At 32.4% G+C, this 20,933-nt stretch carries 20 protein-coding genes; 6 read left to right on the top strand and 14 right to left on the bottom strand.

The genetic code is table 11. The features are described 5' to 3' along the window. Positions 1-10 precede the first annotated feature (10 nt). The 3 genes from ACZ267_RS01040 to efeO are packed head-to-tail and all read right to left on the bottom strand — an operon-like array spanning position 11 to position 3,781. Positions 11-1,723, bottom strand: a complete 1,713-nt coding sequence (locus ACZ267_RS01040; RefSeq protein ID WP_047211014.1) for an FTR1 family protein — start codon at positions 1,721-1,723, stop codon at positions 11-13. Then, positions 1,704-2,930: an iron uptake transporter deferrochelatase/peroxidase subunit gene (efeB, locus tag ACZ267_RS01045; protein WP_047211015.1), complete on the bottom strand. Its 1,227-nt coding sequence runs from the start codon at positions 2,928-2,930 to the stop codon at positions 1,704-1,706. The genes ACZ267_RS01040 and efeB overlap by 20 nt, the downstream gene beginning before the upstream one ends. Then, a complete protein-coding gene (efeO, locus tag ACZ267_RS01050) occupies positions 2,927-3,781 on the bottom strand; it encodes an iron uptake system protein EfeO (protein ID WP_002467382.1) in 855 nt (284 codons plus the stop codon). Before efeO ends, efeB begins: the two co-directional genes overlap by 4 nt. Positions 3,782-4,112: 331 nt before the next feature. On the opposite strand from efeO, the gene ACZ267_RS01055 reads away from it, so the two are divergent. Continuing rightward, positions 4,113-5,108 (top strand): acrylyl-CoA reductase family protein, encoded by a 996-nt coding sequence (locus tag ACZ267_RS01055; protein WP_047211016.1) that lies wholly within the window; start codon positions 4,113-4,115, stop codon positions 5,106-5,108. A gap of 63 nt (positions 5,109-5,171) precedes the next feature. Here the strand turns inward: ACZ267_RS01055 and ACZ267_RS01060 are convergent, their stop codons facing one another. The 8 genes from ACZ267_RS01060 to ACZ267_RS01095 all read right to left on the bottom strand — a co-directional run bounded on the left by ACZ267_RS01060 (position 5,172) and on the right by ACZ267_RS01095 (position 12,473). Further along, entirely contained in the window at positions 5,172-5,573 is a 402-nt protein-coding gene (locus ACZ267_RS01060; RefSeq protein WP_002467386.1) for a GNAT family N-acetyltransferase, read from the bottom strand. Between the two features lie 23 nt (positions 5,574-5,596). Then, entirely contained in the window at positions 5,597-6,631 is a 1,035-nt protein-coding gene (locus ACZ267_RS01065) for an NAD(P)/FAD-dependent oxidoreductase (RefSeq protein ID WP_047211017.1), read from the bottom strand. 159 nt (positions 6,632-6,790) lie between these two features. Beyond that, positions 6,791-7,204: a DUF2871 domain-containing protein gene (locus tag ACZ267_RS01070; protein ID WP_047211018.1), complete on the bottom strand. Its 414-nt coding sequence runs from the start codon at positions 7,202-7,204 to the stop codon at positions 6,791-6,793. A 188-nt stretch (positions 7,205-7,392) separates the two neighbouring features. Then, complete coding sequence (locus ACZ267_RS01075) at positions 7,393-7,983, bottom strand: YcnI family protein (RefSeq protein ID WP_002467380.1); 591 nt, start codon at positions 7,981-7,983, stop codon at positions 7,393-7,395. Between the two features lie 11 nt (positions 7,984-7,994). After that, positions 7,995-9,248, bottom strand: coding sequence for a copper resistance CopC/CopD family protein (locus tag ACZ267_RS01080; RefSeq protein WP_058714540.1), 1,254 nt, complete (start codon positions 9,246-9,248; stop codon positions 7,995-7,997). Between the two features lie 406 nt (positions 9,249-9,654). Continuing rightward, positions 9,655-11,010 carry an MATE family efflux transporter gene (locus ACZ267_RS01085; protein ID WP_002467488.1) on the bottom strand — a complete coding sequence of 452 codons (1,356 nt, stop codon included), beginning with the start codon at positions 11,008-11,010 and terminating at the stop codon, positions 9,655-9,657. Positions 11,011-11,106: 96 nt separating this feature from the next. Beyond that, complete coding sequence (locus tag ACZ267_RS01090; protein ID WP_047211020.1) at positions 11,107-11,526, bottom strand: MarR family winged helix-turn-helix transcriptional regulator; 420 nt, start codon at positions 11,524-11,526, stop codon at positions 11,107-11,109. Between the two features lie 167 nt (positions 11,527-11,693). Next, positions 11,694-12,473 carry an SDR family NAD(P)-dependent oxidoreductase gene (locus tag ACZ267_RS01095; protein WP_079448968.1) on the bottom strand — a complete coding sequence of 260 codons (780 nt, stop codon included), beginning with the start codon at positions 12,471-12,473 and terminating at the stop codon, positions 11,694-11,696. A 348-nt stretch (positions 12,474-12,821) separates the two neighbouring features. On the opposite strand from ACZ267_RS01095, the gene ACZ267_RS01100 reads away from it, so the two are divergent. Next, on the top strand, positions 12,822-13,736 hold the full coding sequence (locus ACZ267_RS01100) for a phosphatase PAP2 family protein (protein WP_047211021.1): 915 nt from the start codon (positions 12,822-12,824) through the stop codon (positions 13,734-13,736). A 59-nt stretch (positions 13,737-13,795) separates the two neighbouring features. On the opposite strand, the gene ACZ267_RS01105 is transcribed toward ACZ267_RS01100, so the two are convergent. Beyond that, positions 13,796-14,710, bottom strand: a complete 915-nt coding sequence (locus tag ACZ267_RS01105; protein WP_047211022.1) for a LysR family transcriptional regulator — start codon at positions 14,708-14,710, stop codon at positions 13,796-13,798. Positions 14,711-15,009: 299 nt separating this feature from the next. Here ACZ267_RS01105 and ACZ267_RS01110 point away from each other — a divergent pair, with 299 nt between their 5' ends. Further along, the gene (locus tag ACZ267_RS01110; RefSeq protein ID WP_047211023.1) at positions 15,010-15,765 is read left to right on the top strand and encodes an SDR family NAD(P)-dependent oxidoreductase; all 756 of its coding nucleotides are present in this window, start codon (positions 15,010-15,012) and stop codon (positions 15,763-15,765) included. 36 nt (positions 15,766-15,801) lie between these two features. Continuing rightward, positions 15,802-16,209, top strand: coding sequence for a lipocalin-like domain-containing protein (locus ACZ267_RS01115; RefSeq protein ID WP_079448969.1), 408 nt, complete (start codon positions 15,802-15,804; stop codon positions 16,207-16,209). A 134-nt stretch (positions 16,210-16,343) separates the two neighbouring features. Here the strand turns inward: ACZ267_RS01115 and ACZ267_RS01120 are convergent, their stop codons facing one another. Continuing rightward, the gene (locus ACZ267_RS01120; RefSeq protein WP_047211025.1) at positions 16,344-17,621 is read right to left on the bottom strand and encodes a YhgE/Pip domain-containing protein; all 1,278 of its coding nucleotides are present in this window, start codon (positions 17,619-17,621) and stop codon (positions 16,344-16,346) included. 162 nt (positions 17,622-17,783) lie between these two features. Here ACZ267_RS01120 and ACZ267_RS01125 point away from each other — a divergent pair, with 162 nt between their 5' ends. Then, entirely contained in the window at positions 17,784-18,392 is a 609-nt protein-coding gene (locus tag ACZ267_RS01125) for a TetR/AcrR family transcriptional regulator (RefSeq protein WP_023373866.1), read from the top strand. A 61-nt stretch (positions 18,393-18,453) separates the two neighbouring features. Continuing rightward, positions 18,454-19,401, top strand: a complete 948-nt coding sequence (locus tag ACZ267_RS01130; protein ID WP_015364735.1) for a magnesium transporter CorA family protein — start codon at positions 18,454-18,456, stop codon at positions 19,399-19,401. Between the two features lie 70 nt (positions 19,402-19,471). Here the strand turns inward: ACZ267_RS01130 and ACZ267_RS01135 are convergent, their stop codons facing one another. Further along, complete coding sequence (locus tag ACZ267_RS01135; protein ID WP_002466028.1) at positions 19,472-20,911, bottom strand: sucrose-specific PTS transporter subunit IIBC; 1,440 nt, start codon at positions 20,909-20,911, stop codon at positions 19,472-19,474. Between the last annotated feature and the right edge of the window lie 22 nt (positions 20,912-20,933).

Here is a 20,933-nt window from a genome sequence, read left to right on the forward strand (position 1 = left end):
AGATGTTTATTTATTTCTTACGATTATATAAAACAAACCCAAGAATAAGTATGATTAATATGACTTGAGCAATAATTGTTTCAACGCTTGGGTAGAAACCAATCCAACTTAATGTTGGTAATCCTTCAATACTATGCTGAGGCATATAGCCTAATAATTGTAATTTTTGAATACTTACACCTAACATTTTAAATGTCATGACAAATATTAAGATAGACAGTACTCTAAATATGAATCGTACAGGAATAAGTTTCACGATAAATCTAAATGCAAATGCGAAGATAATTAATATTATGATTGCTAATCCTATACCAAGAATAAAATCTTTTGTAGTAATACTACCAATCATTCCCATATAGAAGATAATGACTTCGACACCTTCACGTAATACTGAAATTAATCCAATAGTACCCAGTAATATTAAATTACCGTTACTCATCGCATTGTTATACATGCTCTGAATCATTTCATTCCAACGTTGGGCATTTGATCTTCGATGCATCCAAATACCAACAACATACATTAATACCACTGCTACGATACCTAAAATAGCTTCCATACCTTCTCTTACGACGCCATTATTACCAATCGTATAGATAAAGGTAATACCTAGTCCAATACTTAAAATAAGACCTAATAAGGCACCGCCTACTACACTTGACGTTCCTTTAACATCCTTAACTTTACGTGTCATCGTAGTTAAAGTCATGATAATTAATAATACCTCGATACCTTCACGTAGGAAAATAATCATGACATCTACAAATGAATACTCACCTTGTCCGACCGTATCTTTGATTTCTGAATTTAATTCTTGTAACCCTTTTTTCACACGGTCTTTATTAGATTGATCTAAAATACTTTGGTAGTAAGGAATTTTATCTTCTATTTTAGTATATAAACTACTATTTTTAGTTTGAATTTTACCTTCGACATATGGCCAGATTTTAACAAATTGCGATAAGGATGCATCTGCTTTATCTAAATCATTGTCATTGATACCAGCAATCGCTTTATCTAATTCTTCATTGAGTTGAGTAACTTTATACTTATCTGAGTCTGAATCTGATTGCTTTTGATCAACGGTATCAATGCTGTTCTTAAACGTTGACCATGCAGATTTAACTTTGTCAGTATCTAGTGGCTCTTTTTGAATGGCAACTCTTAGTTGCATTAAATTAACTTCAATTTGACCATATTTACCATCATCATAATTTCGAATGACTGTTTCATTACTCGTCCATATCGAATTTAAATCATTGTTTAATGATTGTAGTTCTGTATGATTTTTATCTTTGATGGCTTTTTTCATTGGTGCGTCTTTAGCATCAACTGCTTGTTGTAATTCCTTAATCTTTCCTGAAGCGTCTTTAGAAGATTGTTGGTTTTCATAAGCTATAAGTGCTTTAGTCAGTTCACCAAGTTTGTCTGCTTTAGCATCGTCTGATGAAGCATGTTCTACTTCTTTCAACTTACTATTAACTTGTTTGCCTTCTTTGCTATCATTATTAATCTTTAACGCTTTAATTTCTTTTTTAACGTCTTTTAATGCTTTAGCTTTATCAGATTGGCTTTTCTCTTTATCTGCAATTGTCGATTTCGCATCAGTAATCGCAACATATGTTTCGCTCATTGAGGCTGATTCGGCGTGTGCAGGTGTAAATCTAAAAATAGATAGTCCAATCATTAATATCACAACTATTTTAATTAAATAGTGTTTCACCTAGGTAGCCTCCCTTTTGTACGCCTGGCAATACGATAAATGTAGCAGTACCTCTATGCGTAATATATTCATTCAATTTGTCTTTATGACCTAGATGATTCTGTATATCAATAAATTGTTGTGGTGATTTTTGGAAACTAATAAATAATAATCCTGTTTCTAAATTGCCAGTTTTTTCGTTAGTACCCGCAGTATAATTATACGCACGTCTTTTAATTGAAGTTTTCGCTTCTCTTGCCAATCGTGCATGGGCGTCTTCTGGAATGACATATTCTCCTGTACTATCTTTAGCTTTTAAATCCAACTCATCAAATTCTTTTTTACCTGTTAACGGTGCACCTGAACCTCTTTTTCTACCGAAAGTAGCTTCTTGTTCTTCTAATGCAGTACGATCCCATGTTTCGATGTGAATTTGAATACGTCGAATGATACAATATGTGCCATTTTTAGCCCAACCGTCATTAATAAAGACATAATCTTTGTATTCATTCGTTTTACGCGGATTAACTGTACCATCCTTAAACGCCATTAGATTTCTTGGTGTTTCTTTACCTTTGACTGATACAAATCCGTTTTGTGACCATTTTACTTTGACTAAATCCCTAAACGGACGTATTAAGTTATGTACAGCATGAAATGTCACTTGCTCATCATTAGAACAAGCTTGAATCATGATATCACCATCACTATAGTCTTCGTCTATTTGATCATTTGGAAAATGTGGTAAATCTTTATAGTCTTTTCGTATTTTGTCAGAAAGACCTAGCTTTTTCATAAATGATTTACTCACACCAAATGTTAAAGTCAATTTACTAGCGCCTAAACCAATTGCTTCGCCAGTATCAACGGGTGGTAATAAAGGATTCTTACTATCCTTTTCGACTGCATCGCCGTCAGTCATATTTGCCGCCATTTTAGTCCATTGTTTAAACATATCCTTAATGGCATTTTTATCTTTAGATTTAAGTTCTAATGATACAAAATTACATGTTTTTTGAGTTGGTGTTGTTATGCCTGCTTGTACTTTGCCATAAAATTCATATGCATCTTTTTCTTCATCTTCTGGCGTATCAAACATTGACTTAAATGAAAATACACTTCCTGCTCCACTTGCGCCAATGACAACGCCAGCTCCACCAATACCCATCATTTTTAAAAATGAGCGTCTTGAAACAGATGACGATGATTGATTATCTACTTTACTCATTCTGTAACCACAGCCATCTTACTTAGTGGTTCTCCTAAAGAATTCACTGCATCTGAAAGTGCTTTTCTATCTTTCTTAGTTACATCGTTATAAGATTTGTATCCGTCTCCGTCTTTATATTTATCAAGTAATTCATTCACTTTATCAAAGTTCTTTTGAATATCAGCACTTAATTTTTTATCTTTTTTCTCTAATGTTGGTTTGAATAATTCATAAATCTTTTGTGCACCTTCGATATTAGCTTTGAAGTCATATAAATCTGTGTGAGAATAAATTTCTTCTTCACCAGTAATTTTAGACGTTGATACTTCATTTAATAAATCTACTGACCCCTGTAACATTAACTTAGGTGTAATATCTAATGTATCTGCCTTAGCGTGTAGCTCTTTAGCATCTTTTAATAATTGTTGTGCATCTTTCTTAGTTGTATCGTCTATTGTGTTATCTTGATATAATTGTTTCTCTATTTTATGGTAACCAGACCATTCTTTTTCTTTCTTTTCTTCTTTCATATCTGCTAAACGTGCATCAATTTTGGGATCTAAATCACCAAATGCTTCTGCAACAGGTTCTGAACGTTCATAATACATACGTACTTTAGGATATAATTCTTTCGCTTTATCCATATCATTATTGTCAATCGCATCTACAAACTGTTGAGTCCCTTTTAAGAATTCATCTAATTGTTTATCAGTATATTTTTCATATTTTTTAGTAGCTTCTTTTAATTCAGCTTTGTTTTCACTATTATTACTACTCTTACTAGAATTATCTTTACCACTATCACTGTTATTGCCACATGCTGCTAAAAGTAAAGACGACGTTAATAAAATTACTGGTAATTTCTTCATTCCTACACCTCTTCAATTTTTTCATTTACCACGCTGATTTGACGCGCTATATATACAGAATATTTTTATCTATGTAATATCAATTGATAATCATTATCAAAATAATTATATGGGTCTATTTTAAATGTGTCAACAACAATTCTTTTCAATTTTTATGAGACAGTTTTTTTAACATTTTAATTTCTAAAACTTTATGCAATTTCACTTCGTTTTATATTAAAATAACTATGGCAATATTTTGCTAAATATAAATAAGGAAAGTAGTAATCATTTTAATAAGTAAGATAACAATTTATAATGAAGGTCAATAATATTGAAGGAGTGACATGTTTTGACAGAAGAATTTAAGGCTTATGTCGTAGATAGAGATGATGAAGGAAAGGTCTCTGCAGATTTTAAGCAAATCACTATAGATGATTTACCTGAAGGGGATGTGCTTATCAAGGTACATTACTCCAGTATTAACTATAAAGATGCATTAGCTACCCAAGATCGAAATGCAATTGTTAAACAATATCCAATGGTACCAGGTATTGATTTATCGGGTGAAATTGTAGAATCTAATGCTCCAGGTCATTATGTTGGGGATAAAGTTATTGTGACAAGTTATGATTTAGGTGTGAGTCAATTCGGTGGATTCAGTGAATATGCTCGTGTAAAGAGTGAATGGATTATCGATTTACCTGAAGATTTAACTTTAGAAGAAGCTATGATTTATGGTACTGCTGGTTACACAGCTGGTTTAGCTATTGAGCGATTAGAAACAGAAGGATTAACAATAGAAAAGGATAATGTATTAGTTAGAGGTGCCTCTGGTGGTGTTGGTATGTTATCAGTCCTAATGTTAGATAAATTAGGTTATGATGTTGTTGCTAGTACTGGGCGTAAAGATGCAACTGACAAATTGAAAACATTAGGCGCTAAGGATGTTATTGATCGCTTACCTGAATATGATGGTAAAGCATTAGGTTCAAGAACTTGGCAGGCTGCTATAGATCCAGTTGGTGGCGAAAGTTTAGCTAATATCATCAATAAGCTTGATAATAATGGTAGTATAGCCGTTATCGGAATGACTGGTGGCACTCAATTCGAAAGTTCTGTCTTTCCACTTATTTTAAGAGGTATCAGTATATTAGGTGTTGATTCTGTCTTTACTCCAATTAAACTACGCAAACTCGTATGGCGTCGTCTTGCTAAAGATTTAAAACCAAAACAATTACATGATATTAAAGAAGTTATTGCGTTTGATGAATTACCAAATGGTATTGAACGCGTAATGAATCACCAACACATGGGCCGAATTGTTGTCGATTTTGGTGTTAAATAACATAATAGTATTACAAAGAAAAGGCGTCCTCGCTACATTGTCGCGGACGCCTTTTTACTATGTTTAAAATAAAATATACATACCAGTTGAATGTGGTTCTGTAGATTGAAAACCAAATTTTTCATACAATTTATCAGCGGGATAATCCGCCATTAAACTTACATAAGTACCTTTCACTGCATTATCATGAACGTATTGCATAATGTGTTCCATAATTGTACGACCATACCCTTGTCCTTGATAATCTGGATGGACAGCAATATCCACAATTTGAAGTGCTGTTCCTCCATCTCCAACGATTCTACCCATACCTATTAATGACGAATCATGATATAAAGTGACATTAAAACAAGCATTAGGTAGTCCTCTTTGAGCCGCTTCGATGGACTTGGCACTCAATCCAGCATCTATTCTTAATTTTAAATAATCTTCTACAGATGGTGCTAAATGTTTAATATCTACCATTATGACTCCCCCAGATTTTTCATTTAAAATAAATATTGATTGATAATGTCTTTATTAGATTCTTTGAAAATATCATTATGACTTGAAACATAGCCTTCCGTTGGAGCGTCTGGTTGAATATATGTTTTAGCGAGATTGGCTGCGTTACCTGCATCACTAAAAGCACTCGCAATCAGGTGAACCTTTGCCTCGTGATGTACAATGTCACCACACGCAAAGATACCTGGAATATTAGTAGTTGTATTTCCAAAACCTTTAACACGATATTCATCGTATAGTTCAAATTGCGATGTACAATCTTTTAATAACGGATTCTCATGATCAAAGCCATGGCTAATAATGACGTCATCAAATGAAGCTATTGAAATATCACCATTCTCTACATTTTCTAATTTAACTTGGTGAATATACTTATCTTCTTCGTTACCTATTAGTTCACTAATTTGTGTATGTGGTATCAATCTTACATTTAAATCCTCTAGGACTTTAGTCATTGCTTCATATCCAGACACTTCTGGTTTTCTAAAAATAACTGTCACACTGTTCGCAATTTGAGCAATATCGCGTGCCCAATCTAATGCAGTGTTGCCACCACCAGAAATAAGAACATCTTTCCCTTTGAATCTAGCAAATGATTGCACGACATAATGTAAGTTCGTCAGTTGATATCTTTCTGCCCCTTTGATATTTAATGGTTTGGGATTTATAATACCACCACCGATTGCAAAAATGACTGATTTAGAATGGAAGATGTGACCTTTTTCAGTTTCAACTTCAAAATGTCTTTCATCCTTTTTTCTAATATCTATGACACGTTCATTTAAATTCACTTTAGGATTAAAATGTAACCCTTGTTGAATCGTATCTTCTATAACTTGATAACATGGTTTCGGCGCTACACCACCTATATCCCATATGATTTTTTCTGGGTAAACTTGCATCTTTCCACCTAATTTATCTTGCACGTCTATGATTCTCACAGACATCCCTCTTAGACCAGAGTAAAAGCTTGCAAACAACCCTGCTGGACCGCCACCTATAATTGTAACGTCTTCCATTTTGCTTCCCCCTAAAATAACACTGTAAATAACATACATTTATACTTTAACTGAAAATTATTATCATTTAATACTTTTTCATTATACTACACGACCTATGACATATGAAGCAAATCACTCCAAAAAAAACTCGTGAGTCTGTATACTCACGAGTTCGCTTTAATCTCTCGGTTCTTTAATAATAGCTTGTCTTAATAAGAAAAATAGTATTAATAATGCGGCTAACATTGCCGTATGTCCCATTCCTGCAAAACCAGGGAAAGATGCTGGAACAGTTTTACCAATGACTTGATATGTACCTTTGACCGTCATCATACCAATTGTAACTAATATACCAATATGGTAAATCACGAAAAACCAATTAAATAAATAATAACTACTTAATTTAAAGACCTTTTCTAAAGGTAGTAATAATAAGAACATGAACATACCTAAAATTAATGTATGTGTATGGACTAATGATAATTGTGTATCACCCGTAAAATGATGAGCTTTAGTCAATTCTCTATAATAAAAACCACTAAATAACCCAATAATCATATAAATTAAAAATGAGTATAATAATCTGCGCATGATGTTTCCTCCCTCACATCTATATTATAGAACATATTTATCATTATGAAAGTGACAATACAACAACATCATGATTATTTTAAAATTTAAGTTATATTAAAAGAGGTAGAGAATTAACGTTGAAATATGTCGCTATGTCATTTAGCGATACTTCAATGGGTAAATAACTCCACCTCTAATTGAAATGATTATTTACGTGATTTTTTAAAAATCGCAATTAATGAAAGTAAAATTGCGACAATAGATACTATCCATAATGCAATCGTACTACCACTTGTAGTTGATGATTGATCACTATGTGAACCACTTGGATTTGCACCTTTTTTCACAGTTGTAATTGGTGCAGGATGTTCACTATCTTCTTTTCCATCCCATTTAACGACGTCACCGTTATCATACGTTTGAACAGCTTTCCATTTAAAACTGCCTTCTTTGTCAGGATTAGCGGCTACAATTGGAAATTCTATAAATTCATTTGGACCTATACCTTTTCCAGTTGCTTTCCATGTTACTTTTGTGATGTTTCCCTTTTTATCTTTTTCAAAAGAATGCTTAAACCCATCAACCGGCGCTACATTTTCAAGATTCACACCTTTGGGTACTGTTAACTCTACTTTAACTGTGTTGTCATTCTGTTCTACAGGAACACGTACGTCATATTTATCATATGATTTAGGTTCACTCTCATTAGGATTTAATGTGACATGTGCATCTGCTACTTTAAATAATCCTAATGCAAAAAATAAAATAAAACTCATTGATATTAATTTTTTAAACATAATTTTGCTCCTTAACCTGGAATATTAATTTGACTCATCATAACACCTATAAAAATAAGTATGATCCCTATTACCAATTCTGTAATCAATGTCATGCGGTTGACTTGTTGACGTTTTCCAAGTGCTTTTGAAGTTTGATAAAATCCTAATGCCATCATAAGTATAGTACCGATGATTTTAACTAACATTAATGTTGTCCATGTTTGCATATTTGACCAAATCGCCAAAATATTGGTTTCATCAATTGCCATTAACACACCTGAAATGATAATCATCGTTACCGCAATCACATTTACTTTAAATAGCATTGAGCGAACTGTCTTCATTTGATTTAACGATTTCTTAATCATTGCATACCATACGAGATATACAAGTGCGCCTAACCAGAGCGTCATACCTGCTATATGTATCGTCCTAATCACAATGGACCAAATCGGAAATGTTTGTGACCACGCATGACCTGACATCGCTATTGTTAAAATCATTACAAATGATACAAGTACATACCATATGCGATCCATATTTCTAATTATGATTAACGCATATAATAATATCATTGCAATTGAGCTTAAAATAAATGGAAATTGCATTAAAACCTCCATATTAAGCGACAAAATATCATCTACTACGTCAGAAGTTAAAGTCATCATGTAAAGCAATAATGCCATTACATATGACATCATCAACATAAATGCAATACCAAACTGTTTTGGAAATAGATCAAACGACTTCAATTGCTTTCGTTGGGCTATATGATTCAACCAAAAGAAACCAACTAATATAATCGTAGCGCCTTCCGCAATATATCTCATAACACCAAACCAGAAACTTGGTTCTTCATAAAAGGCATTAGATGTATCTATATCTTTCGCAGTAACTTTACCAACTGAAAATTCAAATTGGTCTCCAACTTCATGTCCATCGGCCGAAATGGCTTGCCATTTAATTGTATGTGTACCTTTGCCGACTTTGTCAGTTGAAAATGCTAACGTTTTAGACCATCCAGACGTCGATGGTTTCACTTTACCTAATTCTTTTCCTTTATCATTGTATAATGTGATATTGGAATACTTAGAGTTAACAGGTTCATTAAACTCTAATTCAATCTCATTAGGCATGTGTTTTACAACGCCATCTTGATTAGGATTCGTCTTTTCCAAAGTTGCATGAGCTGAAGCTTCATTCATCAGTGATGGCATCAACGAAAGAAAACAAATCATTATTAAAGCAATAACGATTTTTGGGTACCTTTTAATATGTACCATCGAATCCCCCTATCTTTATTACTTCAACTTTCTTTCCACATTACATCATAACGATTACCATTATCATTCACAATAATATTAAAAATTGTTCACGAATTAGACAAAAAAGAGGTCAGGACAAACGCGTTTAGGATTTGAGCAGAACCGAACGATGATAAAGAACTACTTCCTTATTCATAGGTTAGTAGTTCTTACAAACTCAATAGTTGAGTTTGTTCATTTGAATTGTTTTCCAAATTTTGTCGAATCGTGAGCGTTTGCCCAACTTGCATTGTTTGCAGAAATTGGAATACCAATTTCTCTATGTTGGGTCCCTTCTGCCGATAATCCTGCTTTTGGGACGCCGTTAATCGGTTTCCCAAAGCACAAAAACGTTATGTCTCAACCTCCATTTGAATACTAATGATTATTCTTCTAATAAAGCTTCTTTATCAACAGTTAGTTTATTTCTTAATAAATAAACGATTAACATTGCTGCTAAAGCACATAATGTCTCAGCAATTAATAATGACCATACTACACCAGTTAGACCGAACAAACTATTCATAACGAATAAGACTGGAATAATGACTGTTCCTTGTAAAATAGCCATTATCGTTGCACCACGTCCTTGTCCAGTTGCTTGTAACATACCAGTAAATAAGAATCCAATACCATTTAATAGTAATGATGTCATTGTAACTTGTAGCATAAATGTTGCTAGACTAACAATGTGTGGATCAGTACTAAATAATTGAATAATTTGGTGTCCAAAGATGAACACAACTACCATACTTACTGCAAAGATCGCAAAAATAGATACTATAACTGCTTTAACTGTATCTTTCATTCTTGATTTATTAGCAACAAAGTTATAAGCAATTAATGGTACAACCCCTTCACTTAACCCCATAATAATTAATTCTGGGAATTGTACTAATCTAAATTGAATACCATAACTAGCAATCGCATAGTTACCATAAGTAGCTAAGAATAAGTTCAATACTAATCCAGTTACACCCATAAGTACTACCATTAAGAAAGCAGGAATACCAATTTTGAAAATTTCTGCCATCATTTCTTTTGTAGGTTTGGCAAATTTAATATTTACAGATAAAGAATCAATTTTTTTCATAAAATAAATGATAAAGAAGACCGCAGCTACTAAGTTTGAAATTGCTGTTCCTAAAGCTGCTCCAACCACATTTAAATCAAATCCAAAAATTAATATTGGATCTAAAATCATATTTAATACAACACTTGCTAACATACCAGCCATTGATACAAATGGTGCGCCAACAGCACGTGCAAATTGTTCTAAAATAAAGAATACAATAACAAATGGTGCACTTAAGAACATAATTCTTAAATATTCACTTGTGAAATGAATGGTTTCACCATGTGCTCCTAATATTTGAGCAATTTGATCTGTAAATGGTATTGTAATTAATGCAATGATAATACCAAATAGTAATCCACCATATATTGAGAAACTACTTACATATTTACTTTTACTATAATCTTTGGCACCCAGTAGTCGTGAAATATACGTTCCACCACCAACTCCAAATAAATTACCAAATCCCATCAAAGCTGCAAAGATTGGCAATGTTAATGAGATAGCTGAAATCATATGACTATCATCTAAAAATCCTATGAAATATACATTTAAAATCCCATAAATTACACTTAATAAACTTCCTATCATCATTGGCAATGAGAAATGCATCATTGCTTTAAAGATTGGTGCTTTTTCAAAAAAATACAATTGTTCGTCTTTCATTATTCTTACTCCCTTTTTCGTTAGATGACTAACAGTTAGATTTCTAACTATATATTGAAAAATAATGTGGTTATTATCAATAGCAATAACCACGCATTATTCTAAGTTTTTCATCATCTGTTCTAAATATTCTTTTAATTTTATTTTATCTTCTTCGGCAAAATTTAAAATCATACGCTCTTCAATTTCATCAAAGACCTTTGTAAATGACTCGACTAATGTTATACCTTCATCAGTTAGTTTCAAAATTTTACTTCGTGTATCTTCTGGATTTACCTTTCGATATACTAAATCTCTCTTTTCGAGATTTTTTAATATACTACTAACTGTTGAACCTTTTCTATCGAACGTCGTCATGATGTCCTTTTGTGAAATGCCCTTTTCTTGATGTCGATAAATGTAACCTAATGTATGACTCTGTTCTTGAGTAATTCCAAAATCATCTAACCTTCGATCCGCATAGTTTTTCATTTGGTGCGCTAAGCTTCTTAATAAAAATTGATACGTTAATTCCATCGCTTCACCTCATTTAGTTAGATATCTAAGTAATATAATAACATGCTTTTTCAAATTTACAACCGATATATTAAAGTTCTAATTTTCTGATTATTAAACAGGTATATAGACCTATAAATAATAAAAAAGCTAACTCAAATATGAGCTAGCTTTATAAATCTTCATTATTATAATGCAGTGTAACCACCATCAACAGTAATGACTGATCCTGTAACGAATGATGACGCATCTGAAGCTAAGTAAAGCGCAGCACCTTGTAATTCTTCAGGAACACCTGGACGATTCATTGGTGTCATGTTCATCCAAGTATCAATCATGTCGCCACCTTTAGCGAAATAATCTTTAGTTAATTCTGTTTTCATGTATCCTGGTGCAATAGTGTTGACACGGATATTATGTTTAGCCCATTCGTTAGCTAAACTTTTAGTTAACATGATAACAGCTGCTTTAGATGTATTATATGCTGCTTGTGGTTGTGGTGTGTTAACAATAACACCTGACATTGATGATGTATTAACGATAACACCGCTTTGTTGTTTACGGAATACTTCTCCTACAGCGTTCGTTACTAATACCATACTATTTAAGTTAACATCCATCGTTTTTTTCCAACGTTCGTATGGCATATCTTCAAAATCAACATGTTCATTAATACCTGCATTGTTAAATAAAATATCGATATGACCAAAAGTATCCATTGTTTCTTTTACCATAGCGTTAACTTGATCAATATTTGTGACATTTACTTCACAAGCGATTGCTTTGTTACCTGTTTCTTCTTCGAATTCTTTAGCTGTTTGTTGACCAACTTCTAAATTCATATCAGCAATCACAAGATTGGCACCCGCTTCAGCTAAAGCTTTCCCCATGGCTTTACCTAAACCAGACGCACCTCCTGTAACAATCGCAACTTTATTCTCTAATTTAAATTTATCTAATACTGACATTCAATCCATCTCCTTATGTTTGTATATATGCTCATTTTAGAATAAATCGAGTTAAATTCATAGTGCAAACGCTTACTTTAATCGATAAATATTTTTCATATTACACTTATGAGATAAAATTGAAATTTATTTTGCATAAATGAACACTCATATTTACTCGACAGTATTTCCAGAGGTTATTCATTTTATTCAAAATTTTACATTTACATAATCTTAATATTCACAACACAATGACTTAAAAATTGATTACTACCCTTTAACAAGACATAACTATACTATTAGAAAACTTTGTATAGTTATGTCTCTTGGAATCTTGCTTTACAAATACATAACATCTAGGGGGATCATATGGTTATTTCAAAAAAACTCGCTTCAGCTACTTTAGGTATTCTTATTGTTGTTTTATGTGCTGCAACGTTTTTAGATCAATCTATTTCTAAACATTTAATGGATCAAAACTCTTTATTTGGCACTATTTTCCAAAATTATGGACTCTTCCCACCCACATTTGTACTTATTATATCTATGATTATTTTTAACTATTATGTGTTTAAGACATTTAAAAATAGATTGGCACAAGCTATCATTTTAATTGTATCTTTTGGTTATACATTAATTAAGACTAATGCATTGGTATCTGAAACAGTTCAATACATGATGTCTACATCAGAAAATATTAAAAAGCATAAACCTATGGGTATGGCAAATAACGAAGGAAACACTGGTGAAGCTTTATCAATTGGATTAAGTTTCTTAATTTCATTCATTATCTTAATCATTATTGCCTTAATTTGTTATCAATTTTGGTTAAAACGTATTGATATGTCAGAATTAGAAAGATTATTCAAAGTCTCTATTGTTAGCTTTATGGTATTACTCATTGGCCTAGAACTTGTAGATAATATGAAAGAACTGTGGGGACGTGTTAGACCATATGAAATAGAGGATAAAGCTGGTCATTTTACCAATTGGCTTACAATTAATGGTAATACGGGACATAGTTCCTTCCCTTCAGGTCACACTGGCAACGGTGCTTTCTTCATGTTCTTTGCATTTTACTTTAAAAAACTATCAACAAGACAATGGATGTTTATCATAGGATTAATCTATAGTGTACTGATGGCTCTAAGTAGAATCAGAATAGGCGCTCACTTTACAAGTGATGTCACTATGAGCTTAATCATCATGTTTAGTTTAATGTTAATCGCTGATTTCCTAATCAAAAAGTTAACAGCCAATCATACAGCGGAACACCACGATTAAAGAACAGCATATTTTTGATAGTAGCTTGAGACACTTAAATGATGTCTCTGGCTATTATTTTAGTCCCTATAAATTGACTTTGCCATTTCTAAAAATGCATTAGCACTTTTGGATAAATGATTGAGTTTGTCATATTTATAAGCTAAAACAACATGATTTGCATACTTAGATGTATCAAGTTTGATAAATTGTTCTTTAAACTGAGGCATGCTATTTTTAACACTTTCGGGGACATATGTCATGCCTAATCCTTCATTAACTAATCTTAATGCATTATCCACACTCATTGTCTCCATCACTATATGTGGTGTTATACCATCATTTTCTAGAATTTGATTTGTAAGATGTCTTAACGCCATGTTAGGTTTCAATAAAATAAAACGGTCACTTTTGATAACATCATGTATGTCTTCCACATTTTTATCCTCACTTTGATGACTTAAACGCGATGAATATTCGGGTGGTAATGCTAAATAAATCGCTTCTGAATATAAAACATCATATTTAAAAGTCCCTTGATAAAACGGTAATATCGTTAATGCGATATCTATTTTATTATCTATAAGAAGTTGTTCAATTCGATGTGACGGCTCTTCTATTAACTTTAATTCTATACCTGGATACGCTTTTATAAATTCAGGCAATATATCATATAACGTGTGCGCTGCTAATATAGGATTCACACCTATTACTAATCTTCCCTTTTTCAATGCTGAGATATTCTGTAATTCTTGTTTCATTTCTTTATATGTATATTTGATTTGATTCATATAATCCAAATAACGTTCTCCTGCATACGTTAATGTAATTGGATTACTATCTCTATTTATCAGTGTTACCCCTAATTCTGATTCTACTTCTTTAATAAATTTACTCAAATAAGGCTGAGAAATATATAAATGTTTGGCTGCTTGAGAGATGCTCCCAAAGCGTCCAACTGCCTCTAAATATTGAACTGAATTTGTATTCATCATTTAACTCACCACTTTCTCTGTATAACCATTTGGTTATGGTTTTAATATCTCAATAAGTCTTTTACAAATCACACTTTCAGGCAGATAATAGTAATTGTCATCAAATCGACATAAATTAATACTTAAAACAATTGAATAGTTATCTCTAAATATACCCAACTTGTAGTTCTTCTTTAGAATTGATTTTCAACACTTCAGTTTGGCGTATTATTTATTATAACTTCTTTCACAATTTATTTACTATTAAAACAATATTCGACCTATTCTAGGTCAAATATCACATTTAGGAGGAATTATGTATGAATAGAAATGTCATCGTTACAGGCTCTGGCCAAGGTATTGGTTATGCTATCGCACAAGCATTTGATCAACAAGGTGATCGTGTATTCATTTTTGATATGAGCAAAGACGCAGCTGAATCAGCAGCACAATCATTAAAAAAAGGTGTTGCCTATCAAGTAGATGTTATGGATGAAACGACTGTTAAAAATGCTATCAATGACGTAACTAATCAATATGGTGCTATCGATGTTTTAGTTAACAATGCAGGTATTCAATATATCTCTAAAATTGAAGACTTCCCATTAGACAAATGGAACCAAGTTATTGGCGTTATTCAAACAGGTACATTCTTAATGACTAAACACGTATTACCAAGCATGAAACAACAACAAAAAGGCCGTATTGTAACTATTTCATCCGCACATGGTGAAATGGCTGATCCATTCAAATCAGCATATGTAGCATCTAAATTCGCACAAATTGGTTTCACAAAAACGATTGCGCTTGAAACAGTAGATGATGGTATCACTGCAAATGCTGTATTACCTGGTCCAGTTCGTACAAAATTAATCGAAAATCAACTTGCAAAATTAGCAGAACAAGATGGTACTACTGAACAAGAAGCAATGGAAAAACATATTACTAGTAAATCGCCAATGAATCGCTTATTAGAACCTTCTGAAATTGCGGATACTGTTGTTTTCTTAGCATCAGATGGCGCATCTGCTATCACAGGTGAAACAATCAGCGTATCTGGCGGTTCAAACGCATAATTCATTATTAATAATTAAGAAAGAAGGATTTTTAATATGAGTCAATTACAAGAACAATTAATCGGTACATGGGCATTAGTAAGTTATCAGGATGAAGATGAAAATGGTCAAATTTTCTATCCCCTAGGCAAAGATGCAACTGGTTTTATTATGTATAATCCAGATGGTTATATGTCAGCTCAATTGATGCAACAAGGTCGTCCTGCATATGCATCTGGTGACCTTCACACAGGTACTAAAGATGAAATGGCAGAAGCTGCACACGGCTATTTAGCTTATGCTGGTAAATATGAATTAGATGAAGAAAACCAAACCGTTTATCATACGATGAATGTAAGTATGAATCCAACTTGGTTAGGTGATACACAACCACGTATATTCAAACTTGAAGGCAATACACTTAGCATTGAAAACGGAAATAACCCAAATCAAAAACTCGTTTAGCAACGTGTTAATCATTAATATACACAACATAAAGAGCAATCCCAGTAATAAGGGATTGCTCTTTTATATATACATAAAAACACTGTCGATAAGCTTAGACAGCTTATCAACAGTGTTTATTTAAAAGTTTAACTTTATGATGGTACTTCAGTACGTTTTGTACTATGTTTTCTAATTGCTGCTGCTAATAAACTAGACACAGCACCGAAAATCATAAATCCAATAAGCATCCACATTGTTGAGTTTAATTCAATATGATGATTCATATAAATGATTTCTTTTAAGCTTGTAGCATAATGTACGAATGGATTCCAATCTACAATGTAATGTTGATAGAACTTAGGTAACATTTGTTTTGGTAACATTACCATTTGCATACTAAAGAACATTGCAAGGAAGAAGATTGGTACTGATTTCATACCTAACCAAGTCATTGTTCCTAGTATTAAACCAACAAATCCCATAATCGCTAACGCTACAAAGATCGCAACACGATTTGGATGATCGAAGTCAAATCCAAGTGCGCCTCCCATAAAATACACGTATGCAAAGCTACCAGCGAACGCTGCAATAGCTGTAAATACAATTTGTCCTACAGAAGCAATTAGACGATGTGCAATTTTAATATTGCCACTTGTTCTAAATGCGAAGAATAATAGTACTGAGATAACAATTGATCCCATCCAAATTGGCATAAACATTAAGAATGGTGCGTTACCGCCACCTTGATGGTCTTTCACTTTATTGATTTTTTCATTATCCACTTTAACTGGATTAGTTACAGAATTAATATCTTTCGCATCAACTTTAACATTTTGTTTTTCTAATGTTTGAAGACTTTGTTTTGTAATTTGTTTATTAATATTGTCACCCATACCTGACAATACATTTGTAGCCATTTGAGAACCTTGTAAACTTGATCCTTGGCTCACAATAGTTTTCAATTGTGCTTGTTTGACATCAACACTTTGATTGCCCATTTTTTTAGCCATCATTTGTGCTTGTTGAGCTGGCACTTCACCAGATTCAACTTTTTCTTTCATTTCAGCTTTTTTGCTGTCCATGACTACTTTTTGAGTTTTACTCATTGCATGTTTAGAAAAATCTTTTTCAAAAATAGCAGCGCCATAATATTTTTCATTTTCCATGCCTTTTTTAGCATCTTTTTCACTATCTACTTTGACCCATTTAATTGCTTTAGAATCACTATCTAATAATTTATCTTCTAGTTTGTCACCAATATTCATTTTTTTACCTTGAATAGAAGTGCCTTTATCGTGATTCACAATTGCGATTGGCATATCTTTAGGTTTAGGATTAAACGCTGGATAGAATGCAATTGCAAAAAGCATTAATAGTAATATAATTGCGATTGGTGTCAACCATAATAATTTGCTTTTAAATATATTCATAACTTTTCCTCCCTTGAAGCAATTCAACATTGTGTTGAATATTTATCACTTTTCCAATTATAATGAGTTTAAATAAATAAACAACAATCAATTAATAGAAAAACGTCCGTTATTGAACACAATGATGAATATTGTCTATTAACTAAGGGAGGTTTTACATTTTTGAAAGAAGATAGACGCGTTCGCAAAACCAAATCTGCAATTAAGCACGCTTTTATACAATTATTGAAAGAACGAGGCCTTGAAAATATTACAGTTCAAGATATTGCAGATAAAGCTGACATCAACCGAGGTACTTTTTATTTACATTATGAAGATAAATACCTACTTCTCACTGATATGGAAGATGAATGTATTGATCAAATTTCTAAATTCACTCAATTCTCAGAGATTCAAGGCGATAATGTTGAAATGATAGCGACATTATTTATCGATAAAGTGTTGCGTAACATTATTCAACATGTGTATGATAATTTAGACTTTTACAATACTATTTTGAGTTTAGAAAGAAAAAGTCGCTTAGAAGAAAAGATCATTGATTTGATTCAAGAAAATATGAAAAATCAAATTAGTGTTGATAATGAAATTGAAGGTATTCCTGAAATGTATTTTCATAGTTACGTATCTGGTGCTACAATATCTATCATTAGGTATTGGGTATTAGACACAAACCGTATCTCTGTTGACGAATTAGTTACACACATCTTTAAAATTATTTATTATGGCCCACTAAGGATTATGGCCGAACAGAGATATAACCATTTGAATTAAACACATTGCTCGTTAAACATAGTGATGCGTTTGAAAAAAAGCTTTGAAAGGACTTTAACAAATGATCACTGCATATAAACATTCAAATCAAATGAATAATGAAATTATTGAAACACCTATAGATCAACAACCATTATGGATTAATGTCGTTGAACCTGATAGAGAAGAAATCGAATATTTAATGGATCACTACAATTTACCTGAAGATTTTATACGAGATCCATTAGATTCAGAAGAAAGTGCACGTATCGAATATGATGAAGATACTGGTTACTCTCTCATTATTATCGATTTACCATTAATCAATTCTACTAATCGTAGTGTTTTATCATTTATTACCATTCCGCTTGGTATCGTCATTGGAAATGGTATCGTTATGACAATTTGTGATGCTGAAAATGAATTCTTAGAGAACTTTTCAAGACAAGATAATATTAATCTAAAATTTCATAGTCGCTTCGCTCTAGAAATATTAACTACTATTGCGAACCATTATAATAGAAACTTAAGATTGCTTAATAAATCAAGAATCCGTATTGAAAGAGAATTAAAAAATAATATTACAAATAAACAACTTTTCAAATTAATGGAAGTCGAAAAAAGTTTAGTTTACTTTTTAGCCGCATTAAAAGGAAACGATACCATTATTAAAAAATTATTCCGTTTGCCTGCTATTAAACGATTTGAAGATGACGAAGAGTTACTTGAAGATTTAATCATTGAAAATAACCAAGCCATCGAAACTACTGAGTTACATCAACGTATTTTAGAAAGTATTACAACATCCTATGCGTCACTATTATCTAATGATATGAACACCATTATGAAAACTTTAACCATGTTTACGGTTTTACTAACCCTACCTACACTTGTATTTAGTTTCTTTGGTATGAACGTTCCATTACCATTAGATGATCATAGTTATATTTCTTGGATTATCGTTGTTGGTATCTCACTGATACTTGTTGCGATTGTCAGTGTATACTTATGGCGAAAACAGAAGTTATAACCAGTTTTAAATATAAAAAGATGGACAGTACTAGAGGTCAATATACTCTAACTGTCCATCTTTTTTATGTTTATTGAACTTCTTTATATTTTTTTCTTTTAGATAAGACAAACGTTACAACTACAGATACTACAAAGGCAATGACCATGCCAATTAGATAATGTAACCAACCACCATGATTAGGATTGATTGAAATAAATCCTGGTATACCTGCAGTCCCCAATGCAATCGCTTTAACTTTAAAGAATGAAATATATGCCGCACCTAGTCCAGAACCAATGATTGCACCAATAAATGGATATCTTAATTTTAAGTTAACACCAAACATTGCTGGCTCTGTGATACCTAAAACTGCTGAAATACCTGCTGCTGAAGCAACACCTTTTAATTTTTTATTATTTTTTATAATAAAGAATGATGCTAAGGCTGCCCCACCTTGTGCCATATTAGACATCGTAGCAATTGGGAAAATAAATGAACCACCCGTTTTAGCTTGATCTGCAATCAGCGTTGTTTCCACTGCAATAAAGCTGTGATGCATACCTGTAATAACAATAGGTGCATATAATAAACCGAAGATTAATCCTCCAATAGCACCACCGAATTCATATAACCAAGTTAATCCATCAGATAACCAATAACCTAGTTGTCTTGTAATTGGGCCAACAAATAAAAATGTTAAAAACGCTGTGATAAAGATAGATAACAATGGTGTTAATAAATTGTCCAATACAGTTGGTACTACTTTACGCAACCACTTTTCAATTGTTGCTAATATATAAGCTGCCACAAGCATAGGCAATACTTGTCCTTGATAACCCACTTGGTTAATATGTAATCCAAATACATCCCAATGTGGAATCGCCTTACCTGCTTCTACTGCCTTTGGAAAATCATAGGCACTCATTAAACTTGGGTGTACTAAAATCATACCGAGTGCAGCCCCTAAAAATGGATTGCCGCCAAACCTTTTAGCAGCACTAAATCCAATTAATATAGGTAACAATGTAAATGGCGCATTCGCAAATATATTTATCATATCTGCTAATCCTGCAAATTGGCTGTGTACCTCAATTAACGATTTACCCGCATAAAATAAATCTTTTGCTGTTAATAGATTGTTTAATCCCATTAATAAGCCACCAGCTACGATAGCTGGAATAATCGGTACAAAAATATCTGATAGCATTTTGACAAATCTTTGTATTGGATTCATATTTTTCGTCGATTTGTCCTTCACTTCAGATGTTGTAGATGCTTCTTTACCTGTGATATTTTCCATTTCGTTAAATACTTTGTTGACAGTTCCAGACCCTATAATAATTTGATATTGTCCACCAGTTGAAAATGTTCCTTTAACAACATCCATTTTAGATAATGCTTCTTCATCAACTTTACTCTCATCATTCAAAATTAATCTTAGTCTGGTTGCACAGTGGGCCATTGAATCTAAATTTTCTTCACCACCAATGGCATTTAGTATCTCTTCTGCAGATTGTTTATAGTTCATTTGTCTAATCCCTCCCATTTTT

This window comes from Staphylococcus sp. AC872 (genome assembly GCF_979255425.1).

Bases quoted from the DNA above. Each gene is read 5' to 3' on its own strand.
- ACZ267_RS01120 (WP_047211025.1), bottom strand. From the start codon at position 17,621: ATGAATATATTTAAAAGCAAATTATTATGGTTGACACCAATCGCAATT.
- ACZ267_RS01075 (WP_002467380.1), bottom strand. From the start codon at position 7,983: ATGTTTAAAAAATTAATATCAATGAGTTTTATTTTATTTTTTGCATTA.
- ACZ267_RS01065 (WP_047211017.1), bottom strand. From the start codon at position 6,631: ATGGAAGACGTTACAATTATAGGTGGCGGTCCAGCAGGGTTGTTTGCA.
- ACZ267_RS01085 (WP_002467488.1), bottom strand. From the start codon at position 11,010: ATGAAAGACGAACAATTGTATTTTTTTGAAAAAGCACCAATCTTTAAA.
- efeO (WP_002467382.1), bottom strand. From the start codon at position 3,781: ATGAAGAAATTACCAGTAATTTTATTAACGTCGTCTTTACTTTTAGCA.
- ACZ267_RS01135 (WP_002466028.1), bottom strand. From the start codon at position 20,911: ATGAACTATAAACAATCTGCAGAAGAGATACTAAATGCCATTGGTGGT.
- ACZ267_RS01095 (WP_079448968.1), bottom strand. From the start codon at position 12,473: ATGTCAGTATTAGATAAATTTAAATTAGAGAATAAAGTTGCGATTGTT.
- ACZ267_RS01090 (WP_047211020.1), bottom strand. From the start codon at position 11,526: ATGGAATTAACGTATCAATTTTTATTAAGAAGCTTAGCGCACCAAATG.
- ACZ267_RS01080 (WP_058714540.1), bottom strand. From the start codon at position 9,248: ATGGTACATATTAAAAGGTACCCAAAAATCGTTATTGCTTTAATAATG.
- ACZ267_RS01115 (WP_079448969.1), top strand. From the start codon at position 15,802: ATGAGTCAATTACAAGAACAATTAATCGGTACATGGGCATTAGTAAGT.
- ACZ267_RS01070 (WP_047211018.1), bottom strand. From the start codon at position 7,204: ATGCGCAGATTATTATACTCATTTTTAATTTATATGATTATTGGGTTA.
- ACZ267_RS01060 (WP_002467386.1), bottom strand. From the start codon at position 5,573: ATGGTAGATATTAAACATTTAGCACCATCTGTAGAAGATTATTTAAAA.
- ACZ267_RS01130 (WP_015364735.1), top strand. From the start codon at position 18,454: ATGATCACTGCATATAAACATTCAAATCAAATGAATAATGAAATTATT.
- efeB (WP_047211015.1), bottom strand. From the start codon at position 2,930: ATGAGTAAAGTAGATAATCAATCATCGTCATCTGTTTCAAGACGCTCA.
- ACZ267_RS01100 (WP_047211021.1), top strand. From the start codon at position 12,822: ATGGTTATTTCAAAAAAACTCGCTTCAGCTACTTTAGGTATTCTTATT.
- ACZ267_RS01110 (WP_047211023.1), top strand. From the start codon at position 15,010: ATGAATAGAAATGTCATCGTTACAGGCTCTGGCCAAGGTATTGGTTAT.
- ACZ267_RS01105 (WP_047211022.1), bottom strand. From the start codon at position 14,710: ATGATGAATACAAATTCAGTTCAATATTTAGAGGCAGTTGGACGCTTT.